We start from the raw sequence: 15925 nt of genomic DNA, 5'->3' as shown, positions 1-15925 counted from the left end.
CCACTTCGCGTTTCAGCCGAGCTCGCGGCCCGCCTCGATGAGCGCCAGGACTTCCGGCCGCAGCCGGCGATCGGCGGACGTGGCGAGGTAGGTGGGCATCACCGGCGTCGGGTTGCGCAGGGGGCGGAAGGCGACGCCCGGCACGGGCAGCAGGTTGGCGTGGGCGCGGTAGAAGACCGTCCACTGGGGACGGCCCAGGCCGAGCGTGCCGAGGGTGTCTTGGGCGGTCGTGAACTCCTTGCCCAGCAACGGTTCGAAGCCGGCCTCGCGGCAGGACGCGAGCACCAGGTCGTGGAGCGGGCGGTTGCGTTCGGGGGAGCTCAGGCGCAGTGGCAGCGGTGCCAGGTCGGCGAAGTCGACGACCGCCGAAGACGCCAGGGGATGCGCCGCGGGGAGTGCGACGAGGACCTCGTCCGTCCACAAGGGAGTCAAGTCGAGGCCGTTGGCGGGCCAGTCGCCGCGGAGGAAGGCGGCGTCGAGGGCGCCGTCGCGGATCTGCCGGAGGCGGGCCGGGGTGGGGGCGTGTACGAGTTCCAGCTGGGCGTCCGGGGCGAGGCGGGTGAACGCGGCGAGGAAGCCGTCGAGCCGGTCGCCGAGGCCGTCGCTGGTGCCGAGACGCACGAGGCGGGCGCGTTCGGCGCGGAAGTCGGCCACGGCGTCGGCCGCGCGGTCGGCCGCGGCGAGGACGGCGCGCGCGTGCGGCAGGAACCGCGCGCCCGCCTCGGTCAACGACACGGTGCGCGTGGTCCGCTCGAACAGCTCCGTGCCGAGTGAGCGCTCCAGCCGGCGCACCTGCTGGCTGACCGCCGGCTGCACGATGCGGAGCCGCTCGGCCGCGCGCCCGAAGTGCAGCTCCTCGGCGACGACCACGAAGTACCTCAGCTGACGCAGCTCCATCCCCGGCCCCATTCATCAGCGTTCGTGATGAGTCTACGAGCGGTCTGGCCGTTGGTCGCCGCTCGCCGTCGCGGTTGGCTCGAAGGCGAACGGAAGAGAGGAAGATCCGATGGCATTCGTCGAGGTCCGGGGCACGCGGCTCTACTACGAGGACGAGGGCGACGGCCCGGCCGTGCTCCTGCTGCACGGCTGGGGCACGAGCGGCCGCGTCTGGCAAGCCCAGCTGCCCGACCTGATCCGTGACCACCGCGTGGTCACGCTCGACTGGCGCGGGTGCGGGCGCTCCGACCGCCCGGCGGCCGGCAACACGATCGCCGGCAACGTGGCCGACCTCGTCGAGGTGATCACGGCGCTCGGGCTGGAGAAGCCCGCCGTGGTGGGTTCGTCGATGGGTGCGGTGTTCGGCACCGAGCTCGCGCTGACGCGGCCGGACCTGGTCGGCGGCGTCGTCGCGGTGGACGGCCCGGGGTACTGGCCGTCGGAGGGCATGCGCGACAAGGTCGACGAGGTGACCGCGGCGCTGCTGGCCGACCGGCCCGGTTTGGTCGCGAGCTGGGTGCCGGACTGGTACGCGCCCGCCGCGAGCGCGGCGCTCGTCGACTGGACGATCCGCCAGATCGTCGACTCCGCCGGCTACCTCGACCCGCTCATCGGCGAGTCGGCGACGTGGGACCCGCGCCCGCGGCTGCCGGAGCTGAGCGTGCCGATCGCGTACGTCCACGGCGAGCTCGACGTCCAGATCCCGGTGGACGTGGCGCGCACCTGCGCCGCGCTCACACCCGGGGCGAGCGTGCACGTGGTCGCCGGCTGCGGGCATCTGCCGCACCAGGAGGACCCCGTCGGGTTCACCGCGGTGCTGTGCGACGTGCTCGCGAGTCTGCGCGTGGCGGCGTGACCGTGGTTCCCGTGACGCTGACCGGCGGAGCCGCCGAGGTCCACTACGCCGTGACCGGATCCGGTCCCGCGCTCCTGCTGCTGCACGGCACGGCCGCGTCGCACGAACAGTGGGCGCCGGTGGTCGAGCTCGCGCGGAAGTCGTTCACGGTTGTCGCCCCTGATTTCTCCGGCTCCGGCGGCACCGTCGACCACGGCGGCCCGATCTCGATCGCGGATCTCGCCGCCGAAGCGCTGGCCGCGGCGGACGACGCGGGGTTCACCACGTTCCACGTCGCCGGCCATTCGCTCGGTGCCGTGGTGGCGGCGCACCTGGCGGGCACGCACCCGGCGCGCGTGCGGTCCGCCGTGCTCCACGCCGCCTGGCCGAAGACCGGCACGCGGCAGGACGCGGAGTTCCGCCACTGGCTCGAGTTGCTCGACCACGGCGCCGACGTGTTCGCGCGGATGCTGCCGCTGATGGCATTCGGGCCCGGCTACTGGGCCACGACCACCCCGGCGGCCAACGAGGACCTGGTGGCGCAGCTGGTGATCCAGCCCGGGGCGGCGCGGCAGATCGGGGCCGACCGCGGCGTCGACCTCCGGCCGGTGCTGGGCTCGATCACGGCGCCGACGCTGGTGCTCTCCAGCGCGTACGACCGGTTGATCGAGGCGGCGCAGCAACAGGAACTGCTGGCGGCGATCCCGCACGCGAGCCACGTCGAGCTGCCGGCCGGGCACGGTGCGCCGGCCGAGCTGCCGGGGGAGTTCGCGAAGGTGCTCCTGGACTTCGTGCGGCAGGCGGAGGAGATCCGGGCCGAGGAGATCCGGCCCGGTCCTGGCTGCGCCGGTTGTCGGCGGCGCGGGTCTCGTCTGCTGATTTTCATCTCAGTTGGTGTCGATCGGCAAGTGAATAACCTGAGTTGACACTCCGGTGTACCGGCTGCGAGACTCTGCGGTGCCGAGGGAGGGGTGTCCACGAGCGACGGGGGCGAGCGGGTGACCGCCGCCCCCGCTCGTTCGCGGTCGGGGATCAGGCGGCGAGCTGCCGGTGGATGATCCCGGCGAGGCCCGCCATGCCTTCGGGCAGCGGGTGGTAGGCGGCGGCGGTGAAGAGCAGGGTGTCCTGGCCGTTGATCCACGCGGCGCCTTCGGGTGCGCAGGCGTCGTGGCCGGCCGACGGGGTGAACGTGTCCACATAGGACGCGTTGCCGTCGGCCTCGACGGCGTTCTCGATCGCCGTGTTGAGCGCTTCCTCCACACTGGAGAGCCAGGCGTAGTCACCGTCGGCGAAGGGCAGCACGCTCGGGCAGTAGCCCGACGCCGGCGCGATGCGCGAGTACCCGACGGCGAGCACCTTGGCCCGCGGGGAACGCGCGTGGATGCCGGCCAGCACGGCCTGGATGCTCTTCTGCGTGTTCGTCAGCGCGGCCTTGATGGAGTCTGCGCCGCCGGCCGTGAAGTGGCGTTCGCACGGGTTGCCGCTCGGGTCGGTCGGCCGCAGTGCCGGACACGTGCCGACGAGGGTGCCGAAGACGCCGGAGTCGTTGCCGCCGATGCCGAGCGTCACGAGGTCGGTGTCGAGGCGCAGCGCGGAGAACTGCGGCGCGTTCACGCCCAGCGGCACGCTCTGGGGGGCCGTCATGTTCGACGTGTCCGCGCCCGAGCAGCTGACGTCGGTGTAGCTGTCCACGCGCAACGCGGAGGCCAGGATCGCCGGGTAGTTCGCCGTGCTTCTCGCGCAGCCCAGCGGATCCAGGCGCTGCGCGGGGATCAGCGGCCCGGCGGTGTACGAGTCGCCCAGCGCGACGTAGTTGCGGAAGTGCTCCTGCGGCGCCGCGTCCGCGGTGGCGGTGACTGTCGTGACGGCTGTTGCGGCCGCCAGCGCGGCGAACACGAGCCGGGTGGTACGCATGCGAAGGCCCCGTTTCTCCGAACCGAATTCACGGACTCTTCTCACGTCTAGCCAGCTCTTCGCGGGTTGCCTGCCGCCGTTCGGGTGGCCGGGCCCGGGATTCACCCGCCAGTGGTGTGACGCGGCGGGAACCGGGTCAGGCCAACGGTTTCCGGTAGGTCAGGAGGTGGCGCCAGAACGGCAGCCGCCGGACCGTGCTGCCGGGCAGGAGCTCTCGCGCGTCGCGCCTGAGCTCGTTCATCGTCGGGAACTTCATTTCCACGGGCGGCTCCGGCGTCGGGTCCGGACCTCCGTTGAGCCACTCGCCCGCCGCGACGACCACCCGCGCGGCCACGTTGACCGGCGCGAAGGCGAGCTCGACGGCGTAGTCGCCGGGGGTGCTGGGCCGGGCCAGCCCGAGAATTGCGAGGACTCCGCCGGGATGCAGGGCGTCGCGCAGCTTCATGACGGTTGCGAACGGCATGTGGTGGAGGGAGGCGATGCAGGAGATGAAGCCGTAGGCGTTGCGTTCGAGGACGTCGTTCGCCACGTCCACGCGCCGGACGTCGACCTTCCCCGGCCCCGGCGACCCCAGCGCGGCGGCGATCCGCACCATCTCCCCGGACACGTCCACGGCGTCCACGTCGAGCCCGCGCGCCGCCAGCCGCCGCGCGAACCGCCCCTGCCCGCACCCGACGTCCAACGCCCGTTTCGCCCCCGGCGGCACGAGGCTGAGCAGCAGGGGGTGGTAGCGGTGGTTGTGGTTGAACGGCATGACCCGACCTAACCAGCAACACCGGTCCGATGGCCGAACGCGCAGGTCATCACTACCGACACGGGCCCGACGCGCGGCAACGCACCGCACGTAGACTCGTCTGGTCAGGTGAAGCCCGTTGTCGAGGGAGCGTGTGCGTGCCGCGAGGTGAGGCGGACGGCCAGGGGCCGTTCGAGGAGATCGACGAGGGCGGCCGGCGGCGGCCCGATCTCGCGGACCCGGACAGTTTCGCCGGGGTCGACGAGCTGGGTTCGCGCGCGCACGACGAGTCGGACGACGTCGATCCCGACCTGGACGCGCCGGACGCCGCGTACACCGTCGGCGGCGGGTCCCGCGGGGGTATCGGCGGCATCGGGCAGCTGGGGGACAACCTCGCGACCGGCCCGGTGCCGGACCTGCTCGGCGCCGAGGACGGGGAGCTGCACGAGCTCGACGACCAGGGCGTCGACGAACCCGCGCAGGACCCCAACGGAGCCCAGGCGCGCCGGGAGCTCATGGCCGTCGAGGCGGAGCTGAACCAGCGCTGGCCCGAGACGAAGATCGAGCCGAGCCTCGCGCGGATCCAGGCGCTGGTCACGCTGCTGGGCGAGCCGAACCGCGGCTACCCCGTGCTGCACGTCGCCGGGACGAACGGCAAGGGCTCGGTCAGCCGCATGATCGACGCGCTGCTCACCCGCATGGGCCTGCGCGTCGGGCGGTACACGAGCCCGCACCTGCAGCTCGTCACGGAACGCATCGCGCTCGACGGGCACCCGATCTCGGCCGCGCGGTACGTGGACCTGTTCCGCGACGTCGCGCCGTACGTGAACATGGTCGACGCCGCGAGCGAGGACGGCGTGGCGATGAGCAAGTTCGAGGTGCTCACCGGCATGGCGTTCGCCGCGTTCTCCGACGCGCCGGTGGAGGCCGCCGTGCTCGAGGCGGGCATGGGCGGGGCGTGGGACGCCACGAATGTCGCCGACGCCGACGTCGCCGTGATCACCCCCATCGGCCTCGACCACACCGAGTACCTCGGCCCGACGGCCGTCGACGCGGCGCGCGAGAAGGCCGGGATCATCAAGCCCGGCTCCGTCGCCGTGATCGCCGAGCAGGACCCCGACGTGCTCAACGTGCTGCTCAAGCGCGCGGTCGACGTAGACGCCGCCGTGGCGCGCGCCGGCAGCGAGTTCGGCGTGCTGGAACGCGAGATCGCCGTCGGCGGGCAGCTGCTGAAGCTGCAGGGCCTCGGCGGCGTGTACGACGAGATCTTCCTGCCCCTGCACGGCGCCCACCAGGCAGCCAACGCGGCGCTCGCGCTCGCGTCCGTCGAGGCGTTCTTCGGTGCGGGCAAAGACCGTCAGCTGGTGCTCGAAGCCGTGCGCGAGGCCTTCGCCGAGGTCGAGAACCCGGGCCGGCTGGAGCGCGTGCGCGCCGCCCCGACCGTGCTCCTCGACGCGGCGCACAACCCCATGGGCGCCCAGGCGCTGGCCACCACCGTCACGGACGAGTTCGCCTTCCGCCGCCTGGTCGCCGTCGTCGCGGTGATGGCGGACAAGGACGCGCGCGGCATCCTCGACGCGCTGGAGCCCGTCGTGTCGGACATCGTGGTCACGCGCAACTCGGCCCCGCGGTCGATGGAGCTGGAAGACCTCAACGAGCTCGCCATCTCCATCTTCGGCGAAGACCGCGTGCTCGCCGAGCCCGACCTGGAGTCGGCCGTCGAGACGGCCATCGGCCTCGTCGAGCAGTCCGACGACCCGGAAGAACCCCTCGCCGGCGGCGGCGTGCTGGTCACCGGCTCCGTCGTCACCGCGGGCGAGGCCCGCACCCTGTTCGGGAAGGAACCGGTATGAGCGAGACGCCTCCGCCTCCCCCCAAGGACCCCATGAAGGGCTTCCGCGGCGTGCTCTCGGGCACACTGATCATGGAAGCCATCACGGTCGCGTTGGCGCTCCCGGTCGTCAACAAACTCGGCGGCGGCATCACGTCGGCGACGGGCTGGACGGTCATCGGGATCGCCGTGGCGCTGCTGGTGCTGTGCGGTCTGCTGAAGCACGTGTGGGCAGTGCCCGTGGTGCTGGTGCTGCAGGTGGCGTTGATCGCGATGGCTTTTGTGCTGCCGGCTATTGCGATCATCGGCGTGCTGTTCCTGGCGGCCTTCGTGTGGTTCCTGTACCTGCGCCGCGAAGTGGCACGGCGAATGGCGGCGGGGACGTTGCCGAGTCAGCAGCAGCAGTCTTCGCCGAAGAGTTGACGCTCGGCTAAAGCTCGCGTCGGGAGTTCAGCCACTCCGCGTCGTTCCACAGGGCCGACGTCGCCCCGACCGCGGGAAAACTCAGCCGCGGATCATCGGACTGGACCAGGCACATCATCCGATGTCCGACCAGCAGGGCATTGCGCGCTTGGCTCGCGAAGATGTCCAGCAGCGCGTGGGCGAGGTCCTTCTCTACGCCCGCGAACCTGTCGTAGTGCCGCAGCACGAGCACGAACCCGGTCGCCCCGAGGTCGGCGCCGTAGCCACCCGCGGCGACGTCACTCAGACAGTCGTTGAGGGCGTTGAGGTTGTTGCCGTAGTAGTCGGGCAAGCGAGGTTCAGGTCGATGCCGACGGTCGATGAGGTTGCGACGGCCGTGTCAGGACTGGTGTCGGCGCGGGTCACCGGCTCCGGCCGGACCGTGAACATCGCCGAAGTCGGTTTCGCCCGCGGCACGGTCGAAACGCGCCTCCACGCCCAGTGCCCGCTCCCTGTCCGGACGCTGAGGATCGCTGACCGGGTCCATTGCCGGTCGTACGCGTTCGGCGAGCATGGCCCGTAAGGTGGGGGCGTGGCCGAGCCCGACGATGTGATGCCCGAAATGCTGGTGGAAGCTCATCGCGAGCCATTCGACTACCGAGATGGCTTGGGCGTGGACTTCGAGCCGTATCCGCAGTTCGAGAGCGAGGCCGAAACAGCCGAGTGGTGGCGGGCGTGGACGGGAAACCCGGCCGTCGACGGAGCCGAGTTCCGGGTGTTCGGACAGGACGGCGCCGGCGGGCTGGCTGCGTTCTGGCTCGTGCGCCGTGGCAGGCCGGTTGTGCGGCAGCCGGTGGTGTTCCTCGGGTCCGAAGGGGAGACCGGAGTCGTCGCCGGTGATGTGGATGGATATCTGTGGCTGCTTGCAGGTGGCTTCGGGCCGTATGAAGCGATGTTGTACCCGCACCGCGAGCATGAGCCGCGGGTTGATCCCCGCCTGACGCAGATCGCGGAGCGCTGGGCACCGCCCGGGAGGCAGGCCACGTCCGAGGTGATCACCAGTGCTCGGGAGGAGTTCCCGAACTTCGGCGAGATTGTGCGGTCGCAGTGTCGATGAAGTCGCGGCACGGGCAGCGGGTGAGTCACTCCTCGCGAAGTAGTCCGGCCCCGGTCGGACCGCCGCGGCGCTGACCCAGTTCACCGCCGCGTCGCCAGGAGTTGTCCGACCAGCCGTCAGGGCCGGATAGAACGTCCGGCATGACCGAATCGACCCACTCTCGCCGCAGTCTGTTCAAGGCCGGTTTTGCCGCGTCGGCCGTCGTGGGCGGGGCGTTGCTCCTGCCCGAAGGTACGGCAAGTGCCGCAGCCGCCGCGCCGTTGGTGCGCCGGGTGCGGCCGGTGCTCACGCACGGCGTCGCGTCCGGGGACGTCACCACCGGGTCCGGCATCATCTGGTCGCGGGCCGACCGGCCGGCGCGGCTGGTTGCCGAGATCGCGCGCGACGAGTCGTTCCGCCACGCGCGCAGAGTCGCCGGGGACATCGCCACGCCCGACACCGGCGGCACCGGCAAGGTGCGCGTCGCCGGCCTGCAGCCCGGGACCGAGTACCACTACCGCGTCACGGCCGTGGACCTCGACGGCCGCACGTCCAGCGAACCGGTCACCGGCCGGTTCTCCACCGCGCCCGTCGGCCGCAAGAACACGCGCATCCTGTGGAGCGGCGACGTCGCGGGCCAGAACTACGGCATCAACCCCGCGTTCGGCGGCATGACCATCTTCTCCGCCATGGCCGACCGCCACCCCGACCTGTTCCTGCACAGCGGCGACACCGTCTACGCCGACGGCCCGCTAACCGAGACCGTCACCCTGCCCGGCGACGGCGGCACCTGGCGCAACATCGTCACACCGGAGAAGGCGAAGGTCGCCGAAACCCTCGACGAGTACCGCGGCCAGCACGCCTACAACCGCCTCGACAAGAACTTCCTGCGCTTCGCCGCCCAGGTGCCGAGCTACACCCAGTGGGACGACTACCAAGTACGTCAACTGACAACACGCTAGGACGTGTGACCAGCGGCAGTCTGGTCGAAGACCCGCCGCGACAGTTGAAGGCAGCAGAGCATCAACGCTCCGGCGGTCACACGGTTCAGTCTTCGTCGGCGGTGTTCGGCCAACGCCGTGTGCCACCTAACCGCTGGTAGCGCTGCCGCATCCCCTGACGGGTGAGGCCGCATCCTGTGCCGAGAGATTCGAAGGTCTCGCCGCGATCGAGCGCTGCCTCGATGAGACTGATTTCTGTCGAGTCAAGATCACGCCGTACCTGGGGGACGAGATTCAAAGCTGCGCTGATGTCCTCGACGCTGACCTCTGTGGACGCGGGAAGCCCACGCGCGCGTTGCTCATCGTCGAACCTGGGATCATTGTTTGCGCAGACGCCGACGAGCTGCGGGAAAACGTGAAGGCCTGGATGAGTTCCACGCATGTCCGTCGGCAGGTAGCGATCGAGCTGACGGAGAATCTGTTGCTCGTCTTGCAAGCTGAGGCGGTCCGTTGAGCGGGTCATGCTCGACAACATACCGTTGTCGAGCATGACCCGCAAACATGTCACTCTGGAGGGTGGTTCTCAGTCGGTGATGCCGTCATCGACGTAGAGGGCGCTGCCGCCGTTTTCGGCAATGCAGAACCAGCCGGTCCGGTCAGGGTGGGCGCTGTGCCACGCGACTCCGTAGACGGAGCACTCGTCGGCCGTGGGGTACCATCCGTACCACACGAACGAGTTGATGCTGTTTGTCGACGAGGGCAATGAGTTGCCCTCTGCTGCCAGTGCCGATGTTGCGCCAATGCAAGCCAGTGTGCCAGCCGCTGCAGTGGTCGCCACGATTCTCTTCATCATTGAAAGCATGATAAATTTCCCCTCGAAAAAAATTCGGTCGAACAAGTAGTTAGACGTGGGCGGTTATCGTCCAGTCTCGTTCATGTAAAGCTTCCAGACGGGTGACTGGTACTGACACCAAACGCCGGAGAATGCCCACGGTTCATCGTTTCGAAGCTTATTGCCGGCTTCGATGCAGGCCGCTTCGGAGGAGTAAGTCCCCCACGGGTACCAAGTCTTGACGGAAACTGGCGCCATTTTCCCTGTGGGTGCGGTGATCGTGACGCTACTTGCCTGCGACGGAATCATCGTGGCGGATGCTGTTCCGACGGCGAAAAACGACAGCGCTGCCACTCCGCCTAATAGGGCGATAGATTTGCGCATAAAAATCTTCCCTCCTGCTCGGATGCAGTTTGAGAAGGTGCATCAAGCAATCGGGGTAGCTATGTCAGAAATCATGTTTTTGACATGTGAAAACAGAATCCCCCTGCGCATCAATGCCCTCCCAAACAGTTGATGACGATCATTGACTTTGGTCGGCCGGGAGGGTTGACGGTACCGCCGAGAGGGTGAATAACTGATGTGCGAGCTAGATGGTGAAGAACTTTCTCTAGGCTCATGTCGGTACCTGGCAACGATTGGCCCAGGGGTATCCCTCCCGGGCTGGCATCGACAGGCGGCAGGGGAGGGCCAGATCGTAGGGTGGCCGGTCGCAATCCGACCAAGGCCGGGCCGGTCGGCGGGGCACCTCTGCACGACGGCTTGAGAGTGAGATGGAAGGTTCGGCGCCGTTCGTTTGATTGGTCGGGAACACGACCACGAGGTCCTCAACAACTGGTACCCCGGCGAAATCCTCAACGACCGTCCCGAATACACCGAGAAGCGGCTCAGCGTGCTGGCGCCCCGGGCGTACCAGGCGTTCCACGAGTGGCACCCCATCGACAGCCGCCGGGCGGTGGACGGGCGGGTGTACCGCAGTTTCCGCTACGGCAGCCGCGTGGAGGTGTTCGTGCTCGACATGCGCACCTATCGCAACGCCAACACCGCGGACCAGACCAAGCCCGGCTACATCCTCGGCGACAAGCAGGCCCGCTGGCTCGCCGACGCGCTGGACCGCAGCACGGCGACGTGGAAGATCGTGCAGGCGGACATGCCGATCGGGCTCGTGGTGCCGGACGGCACGGACATCGAGGCCGTCGCCAACAACCGGCCGGGTGCGCCCGGCGGTCGTGAGACCGAGCTGGCGTGGGTGCTGCGCGAGATCTCGCGCCGGAAGGTGCGCAACGTCGTGTGGCTGACCGCCGACGTCCACTACACCGCCGCGCACCACTACTCGCCCGACCGCGCGGCCTTCAAGGACTTCGACCCGTTCTGGGAGTTCGTGTCCGGGCCGCTCAACGCCGGCGCGTTCGGCCCGAACCAGCTCGACCCGACGTTCGGCCCCGAAGCGGTGTTCGTGCACGCGCCGACGACGCAGAACTCCTCGCCCGCGCAAGGGTTCCAGCACTTCGGCGAGCTGAACGTCGACGGCGGCAGCGGCGACCTGCGCGTGGACCTGCGCGACGCCACCGGCAAGTCCCTGTGGTCCAAGACCCTGCACCCGCAGGGCCGCTGACCGCACCGCAACCGACCCCGCGCTAGGCTCGCGCCCGGTAACACGAATCCGCACAAGGAGAAACACCGTCGTGACTGAACGCACGCTGGTCCTCGTCAAGCCCGATGGCGTCGCGCGCGGCCTCGTCGGCGAGGTCGTCTCGCGCATCGAGCGCAAGGGCCTGAAGCTGGCCGCCCTCGAGCTGCGCACCGTCGAGCGCTCGCTGGCCGAGGAGCACTACGCCGAGCACAAGGAACGTTCGTTCTTCGGCGACCTGCTGGAGTTCATCACGTCGGGTCCGCTCGTCGCGATCGCCGTGGAGGGGCCGCGCGCCATCGCCGCGTTCCGCCAGCTGGCCGGCGGCACCGACCCGGTCGAGAAGGCCACGCCGGGCACCCTGCGCGGCGACTTCGCGCTGGAGACCCAGTTCAACCTGGTGCACGGCTCCGACTCCCCGGAGTCGGCCGAGCGCGAGCTGAAGCTGTGGTTCCCCGACCTGTGAGCCGGGACTGAAAGCCGGGGCGGGGCCGAGCGGCTCCGCCCCGGCTTTCCCTTCTCCACCAAGTGTTCCGAGGGGCGACACGACCATGCCGACGCTGCCACTGACGGCCCGCGACTACCTCGCGCACCTGCGCGCGCTCACCGCGGCGTTCACCGACCTCGCCCGCTCCGCCGACGTCGGCGTGGCCGTGCCGGCCTGCGCGGGCTGGACGTGGCCCGACCTCGTGACCCACACCGGCAACGTGCACCGCTGGGCCGCCGAGGTCGTGCGCACCGGCGAACCGCGGAAGCAGGCGTTCGAGGAGCCGGCGGCGGGTGACCTCGCCGGCTGGTACGCCGAGAGCGCCGCCCTGCTGCTGGCCGCCCTCGGAGAAGCCGACCCCGAGGAACGGTGCTGGCACTTCTGCGGCACCGCGAAGACGAAGCTGTTCTGGTTCCGCCGTCAGGTCCACGAGACGGCGATGCACCTGGTCGACGCCCACGCCTGCGCGGGCACGACCCCGGTCCTCGATCCGCTCGTGTCGGCCGACGGCATCGACGAGGTCCTCGGCGCGATGCTGCCGAGGATCACCCGCTGGCACGCCGTGCCGCCGCTGCCCGTGCCGCTCACGGTGCGCGCCACCGACACCGGCCACGAGTGGACGGTCGTGCCGGGGGAGCCGCCCGTGCTCGGTGAAGGCGAGGCCGCCGCCACCGTCGAGGCCCCCGCGCAGGACCTGCTGACGCTGCTGTGGAAGCGCGGCGAAGCCACCCCGCGCATCACCGGCGACGAGGAACTGGCCCGCGTGTTCCTGAAATCCCCGCTCACCCCCTGACCGGAACCGCCCGTTCTGAGCCATTCAGGCGGCGTTCATCCTGAATCCTTCCGCCGGCCGGACTGCTCCACTTTGCTGAGCGAAGTTACCAACTCGATACTGGGGTGCCTGGTGAAGAAGTCACGCTCCGTGCTGCTCTGCGCCCTTTGCGCACTGTTCGCCACTGCCGTCACCGCGCCGGCGTACGGCGACCCGCTCGCCGCACCGCTGGGCACGCGGCCGGTGGAGGGCGCGCCCGCGGCGTCGTCGGCCCGCGAAGCCCCGGTCACGGCCGCGGCGACGACCGACGACGGCCTCGAGACCAGCAGCGCCACCTCGGCCATCGCGCCCGGGCTGCAGCTCACGCAGTTCGACCGCTTCGACCCGGCGGGCTGGATCCGCGGCGACACCCTCAGCGTCGACCTCACCAGCAAGGTCCTCGAGCCCACATACCTGAGCCCCGGCACGGTTTCCGCGCGCACGCCGCTGTCGCAGCAGGTCGCGCGCACCGGCGCGGTGGCCGGGGTGAACGGCGACTTCTTCGACATCAACGCCACCGGCGCGCCCGAGGGCGTCGGCATTTCCGACGGGCAGCTGCAGACCGCGCCGGCCGCCGGGCACAACACCACCGCCGCGATCACCGACGAGGGTCGCGCGAAGCTGGCCGACATCTTCCTCGAAGCGTCGGTGCAGCTGCCGGACGGCCGCAGCGTGCCGGCCACGAACTTCAACAGCCCGGTGCTGGGCAAGGACGCGCTCGGCGTCTACACCCCGCTGTGGGGCGCTTCGGCGCGCGCGACTTCGGTGGCCGGCGCCGCGCGGGTGGCCGAGGTCGAGGCGCGCGACGGCGTGGTCACCCAGGTGCGCGCGCAGCCGGCCGACGGGCCGATCCCCGCGGGCAGCACGCTGCTGCTGGGCCGCGAAGCGGGCGCGGACACCCTCGCCGCGCTGAAGGTCGGCGACCACCTCGGTGTGTCCTACGCACCACGGTCCGACGCCGGGAAGATCGCCGTCGCCGTGGGCGGAAACGAGGCCCTGCTGAAGGACGGTGTGCTGCAGCCGGTCGACGACACCACGCTCGCCCCGCGCACCGGCGTCGGCTTTTCCGCCGACGGCAAGCACCTGTGGCTCATGACCGTCGACGGCCGGCAGGCCGACAGCCGCGGCATGACCGAGGCCGAGCTGGGTCGCCGCCTGAAAGCCCTGGGTGCCGACGACGGCGGCGGCTCCTCCACGCTCCTCGCGCGGGGCGAGGGCGAGGCCGCGCCGAGCGTCCGCAACGCGCCGTCGGACGGCGGGGAACGCCTGGTGCCCAACGGGATCGGCATCAAGACCGTGCCCGGCAGCGGCCGGCTGACCGGCTTCGCCCCGGCGCCCGCGCAGAACACGACGAACGCCACGCGAGTCCTTTCCGGACTGTCGCGCGTGCTCGTCGCCGACGCGCACGACGAGACCGGCGCGGCCGTCGCGGCGCACCCGCGGTGGAGCACGTCGGACCCGGGCCGCGCGACCGTGACGGACAACGTGCTCACCGCCCACGCCGACCGCAAGCACCCGGAAGCGCGCGAAGACGTCTCGGTGGTGGCCCGCGATGGCAAGGCTTCCGGCAAGACGACCATGTCCGTGCTCGGCGCGCCGGTGCGGCTGGGCACGAGCACTTCGCAGGTCGCGCTGTCCGGCGCGGGCGCGCACAGCACGTTCCAGGTCTTCGGCTACGACGCCGACGGCTACGGCACCTGGGTGGAGCCGCGCGACGTGAAGCTCGAGTTCGACCCCGCCGTGGTGGACGTGCGGCCCGCCGCCGACGGGTTCGAGGTCACGGCGAAGACCGCTTCGGGCGCCTCGGCGATCACGGTCCACGCGGGCGGGCTGACCGAGCACCTGGCCGCCTCCGTCGGCACCGAGCCGCAGGTGGCGTCTCCTTTGGACGGTCCGGCGGGCTGGAGCGCCAGCGTGTACCCGGCGGTGGTCGGGGCCGCGTTGTCGCCGGCCGAAGGGCGGGACGGCGGGCAGGGCCTGGCGCTCGACTACCGGCTCACCGGCACCACGGCCACGCGCGCCGCGTACGTGACCGCCGCGACGCCGCTGCCCGTTCCGGCCGGCACGCAGAAGATCGGCCTGTGGGTCGACGGCGACGGCAAGGGTGCCTGGCTGCGCGCGGAGCTGCACGACCAAGCCAACGTGGCGTCCATTGTGGACCTCTCGCTCAGCGTCGACTGGACGGGCTGGAAGTACGTCACCGCCGCCGTGCCGGCCGGGCTGCCGGACGGCCAGCGCCTCACCCGCTTCTACGCGGTGGAGAACGTGCCGGACCAGCAGTACGAAGGTCACCTCGTGTTCGACGACCTCACCTTCGAGGTCGCGCCGTCCACGTCCGTGCCCGCCGACCCGGCCGCGCACGACCCGGCGCTGGTCACCGACGGCACGCTCGGCACCGGCGGCCTGCGGATCGCGGTGATCAGCGACGCGCAGTTCACCGCCGACGCGCCCGACGGCCCGCTGGTGGCGCAGGCGCGCCGCGCGATGCGGGAGGCAGTGGCCGCGAAGCCGGACCTCGTGCTGATCAACGGCGACCTCGTCGATCGCGGCACCGCGCCCGACTTCGTGCTGGCGCGCAAGGTGATCACCGAGGAGCTCGACGGCAAGGTGCCGTGGTACTACGTGCCCGGCAACCACGAAGCCGAGGGCGGCAACGGCCTGGCCGACTTCCAGGCCGCGTTCGGCGCGACGCACCAGGTCGTGGACGTGCACGGCATCCGGCTGGTGCTCATGGACTCCTCGCGTGGCTCGCTGCGCGCCGGCGGCTTCGACCAGGTGCGGATGCTTCGCGGCGCGCTCGACGGCGCCGCCCGCGACCGGTCGATCCGCGGTGTCGTCGTCGCGATGCACCACCCGGTGAAGGACCCGAGTCCCACGGGCAACTCGCAGCTGGGCGACCGCAAGGAAGCCGACCTGCTGCAGACGTGGCTGACGGGGTTCGAGCAGTCCTCGGGCAAGCAGGCGGCGGCGATCGCGTCGCACGCGGGCGTGTTCAGCCTGTCGCGCACCGACGGTGTGCCGTACCTGGTCAACGGCAACTCGGGCAAGACGCCCGCGGCCGCGCCCGGTGACGGCGGGTTCGTCGGCTGGACGCTGGTGCGCGTCGACCCGTCGGCGAAGGACCAGCCGGTGCGCTTCGAGACGCGGCCGAACGTCGACGCGCTGACGCTGTCCGGTCCCGCCTCGCTGCGGTGGGGTGCGAAGGCGCAGCTGACCGCGACGCTCACGCAGGCGGGTCGCGCCGTGCCGGTCGCGTACCCGGTGAGCGCGGACTGGAGCGGCTTCTTCGCCCACCTCGGCGCCGGCCGTCCGGCACCGTGGGACGTGGTGTCGTACGACACGGCGAGCGGCGTGCTGACCGCGTTGCACCCGGGTGTCGCGCGGATTTCCGTGACGGTGAACGGCGTTTCGAAGGACCTGACGGTCACCGTCCGCTGATCGATCGGGAAACCGGTCGAAAACTGTCGGTGCCCGCGC

General features: G+C 70.7%; 15 protein-coding genes and 2 pseudogenes. 11 read left to right on the top strand and 6 right to left on the bottom strand.

Annotated elements, in window-relative coordinates; translation table 11 throughout:
* Positions 1-12: 12 nt before the first annotated feature.
* A complete protein-coding gene (locus AB0878_RS31780; protein WP_366583897.1) occupies positions 13-897 on the bottom strand; it encodes a LysR family transcriptional regulator in 885 nt (294 codons plus the stop codon).
* Positions 898-1006: 109 nt separating this feature from the next.
* Here AB0878_RS31780 and AB0878_RS31775 point away from each other — a divergent pair, with 109 nt between their 5' ends.
* Both AB0878_RS31775 and AB0878_RS31770 read left to right on the top strand, forming a co-directional pair.
* On the top strand, positions 1007-1792 hold the full coding sequence (locus AB0878_RS31775) for an alpha/beta hydrolase (protein WP_366583896.1): 786 nt from the start codon (positions 1007-1009) through the stop codon (positions 1790-1792).
* Entirely contained in the window at positions 1789-2697 is a 909-nt protein-coding gene (locus tag AB0878_RS31770) for an alpha/beta hydrolase (protein ID WP_366583895.1), read from the top strand. Before AB0878_RS31775 ends, AB0878_RS31770 begins: the two co-directional genes overlap by 4 nt.
* 106 nt (positions 2698-2803) lie before the next feature.
* Here the strand turns inward: AB0878_RS31770 and AB0878_RS31765 are convergent, their stop codons facing one another.
* Both AB0878_RS31765 and AB0878_RS31760 read right to left on the bottom strand, forming a co-directional pair.
* Complete coding sequence (locus AB0878_RS31765; RefSeq protein ID WP_366583894.1) at positions 2804-3685, bottom strand: SGNH/GDSL hydrolase family protein; 882 nt, start codon at positions 3683-3685, stop codon at positions 2804-2806.
* A gap of 136 nt (positions 3686-3821) precedes the next feature.
* The gene (locus AB0878_RS31760; RefSeq protein WP_366583893.1) at positions 3822-4439 is read right to left on the bottom strand and encodes a class I SAM-dependent methyltransferase; all 618 of its coding nucleotides are present in this window, start codon (positions 4437-4439) and stop codon (positions 3822-3824) included.
* A 179-nt stretch (positions 4440-4618) separates the two neighbouring features.
* Here AB0878_RS31760 and AB0878_RS31755 point away from each other — a divergent pair, with 179 nt between their 5' ends.
* Positions 4619-6271, top strand: coding sequence for a folylpolyglutamate synthase/dihydrofolate synthase family protein (locus tag AB0878_RS31755; protein WP_366583960.1), 1653 nt, complete (start codon positions 4619-4621; stop codon positions 6269-6271).
* Positions 6268-6672 (top strand): DUF4233 domain-containing protein, encoded by a 405-nt coding sequence (locus AB0878_RS31750; RefSeq protein WP_366583892.1) that lies wholly within the window; start codon positions 6268-6270, stop codon positions 6670-6672. Before AB0878_RS31755 ends, AB0878_RS31750 begins: the two co-directional genes overlap by 4 nt.
* 7 nt (positions 6673-6679) lie before the next feature.
* Here the strand turns inward: AB0878_RS31750 and AB0878_RS31745 are convergent, their stop codons facing one another.
* A complete protein-coding gene (locus AB0878_RS31745) occupies positions 6680-7003 on the bottom strand; it encodes a barstar family protein (protein ID WP_366583891.1) in 324 nt (107 codons plus the stop codon).
* A gap of 240 nt (positions 7004-7243) precedes the next feature.
* Here AB0878_RS31745 and AB0878_RS31740 point away from each other — a divergent pair, with 240 nt between their 5' ends.
* Together AB0878_RS31740 and AB0878_RS31735 are read left to right on the top strand one after the other, a co-directional pair.
* Positions 7244-7768 (top strand): SMI1/KNR4 family protein, encoded by a 525-nt coding sequence (locus AB0878_RS31740; protein ID WP_366583890.1) that lies wholly within the window; start codon positions 7244-7246, stop codon positions 7766-7768.
* A 140-nt stretch (positions 7769-7908) separates the two neighbouring features.
* A pseudogene (locus AB0878_RS31735) lies at positions 7909-8688 on the top strand (alkaline phosphatase D family protein); the annotation flags it as partial.
* A 106-nt stretch (positions 8689-8794) separates the two neighbouring features.
* Here the strand turns inward: AB0878_RS31735 and AB0878_RS31730 are convergent.
* Entirely contained in the window at positions 8795-9238 is a 444-nt protein-coding gene (locus tag AB0878_RS31730; protein WP_366583889.1) for a hypothetical protein, read from the bottom strand.
* Between the two features lie 33 nt (positions 9239-9271).
* Positions 9272-9541, bottom strand: coding sequence for a hypothetical protein (locus tag AB0878_RS31725; protein WP_366583888.1), 270 nt, complete (start codon positions 9539-9541; stop codon positions 9272-9274).
* A gap of 244 nt (positions 9542-9785) precedes the next feature.
* Between AB0878_RS31725 and AB0878_RS31720 the strand changes: the two genes are divergently transcribed.
* The 5 genes and pseudogenes from AB0878_RS31720 to AB0878_RS31700 all read left to right on the top strand — a co-directional run bounded on the left by AB0878_RS31720 (position 9786) and on the right by AB0878_RS31700 (position 15886).
* Entirely contained in the window at positions 9786-10037 is a 252-nt protein-coding gene (locus AB0878_RS31720) for a hypothetical protein (protein ID WP_366583887.1), read from the top strand.
* 297 nt (positions 10038-10334) lie between these two features.
* A pseudogene (locus AB0878_RS31715) lies at positions 10335-11135 on the top strand (alkaline phosphatase D family protein); the annotation flags it as partial.
* 70 nt (positions 11136-11205) lie between these two features.
* On the top strand, positions 11206-11616 hold the full coding sequence (ndk, locus tag AB0878_RS31710; RefSeq protein WP_220242889.1) for a nucleoside-diphosphate kinase: 411 nt from the start codon (positions 11206-11208) through the stop codon (positions 11614-11616).
* Positions 11617-11701: 85 nt separating this feature from the next.
* Positions 11702-12430 (top strand): maleylpyruvate isomerase family mycothiol-dependent enzyme, encoded by a 729-nt coding sequence (locus AB0878_RS31705; protein WP_366583886.1) that lies wholly within the window; start codon positions 11702-11704, stop codon positions 12428-12430.
* Positions 12431-12541: 111 nt separating this feature from the next.
* Positions 12542-15886 (top strand): phosphodiester glycosidase family protein, encoded by a 3345-nt coding sequence (locus AB0878_RS31700; protein ID WP_366583885.1) that lies wholly within the window; start codon positions 12542-12544, stop codon positions 15884-15886.
* Positions 15887-15925 lie beyond the last annotated feature (39 nt).

This window comes from Amycolatopsis sp. NPDC047767 (assembly GCF_040704195.1).
Classification (GTDB): Bacteria; Actinomycetota; Actinomycetes; order Mycobacteriales; family Pseudonocardiaceae; genus Amycolatopsis.
This window is presented reverse-complemented; position numbering and strand designations above follow the sequence as displayed.

Excerpts from the sequence above, each read along its gene's own strand:
- AB0878_RS31725 (WP_366583888.1), bottom strand. The coding sequence starts at position 9,541 with ATGATGAAGAGAATCGTGGCGACCACTGCAGCGGCTGGCACACTGGCT.
- AB0878_RS31775 (WP_366583896.1), top strand. The coding sequence starts at position 1,007 with ATGGCATTCGTCGAGGTCCGGGGCACGCGGCTCTACTACGAGGACGAG.
- AB0878_RS31705 (WP_366583886.1), top strand. The coding sequence starts at position 11,702 with ATGCCGACGCTGCCACTGACGGCCCGCGACTACCTCGCGCACCTGCGC.
- AB0878_RS31750 (WP_366583892.1), top strand. The coding sequence starts at position 6,268 with ATGAGCGAGACGCCTCCGCCTCCCCCCAAGGACCCCATGAAGGGCTTC.
- AB0878_RS31765 (WP_366583894.1), bottom strand. The coding sequence starts at position 3,685 with ATGCGTACCACCCGGCTCGTGTTCGCCGCGCTGGCGGCCGCAACAGCC.
- AB0878_RS31760 (WP_366583893.1), bottom strand. The coding sequence starts at position 4,439 with ATGCCGTTCAACCACAACCACCGCTACCACCCCCTGCTGCTCAGCCTC.
- AB0878_RS31730 (WP_366583889.1), bottom strand. The coding sequence starts at position 9,238 with ATGCTCGACAACGGTATGTTGTCGAGCATGACCCGCTCAACGGACCGC.
- AB0878_RS31780 (WP_366583897.1), bottom strand. The coding sequence starts at position 897 with ATGGAGCTGCGTCAGCTGAGGTACTTCGTGGTCGTCGCCGAGGAGCTG.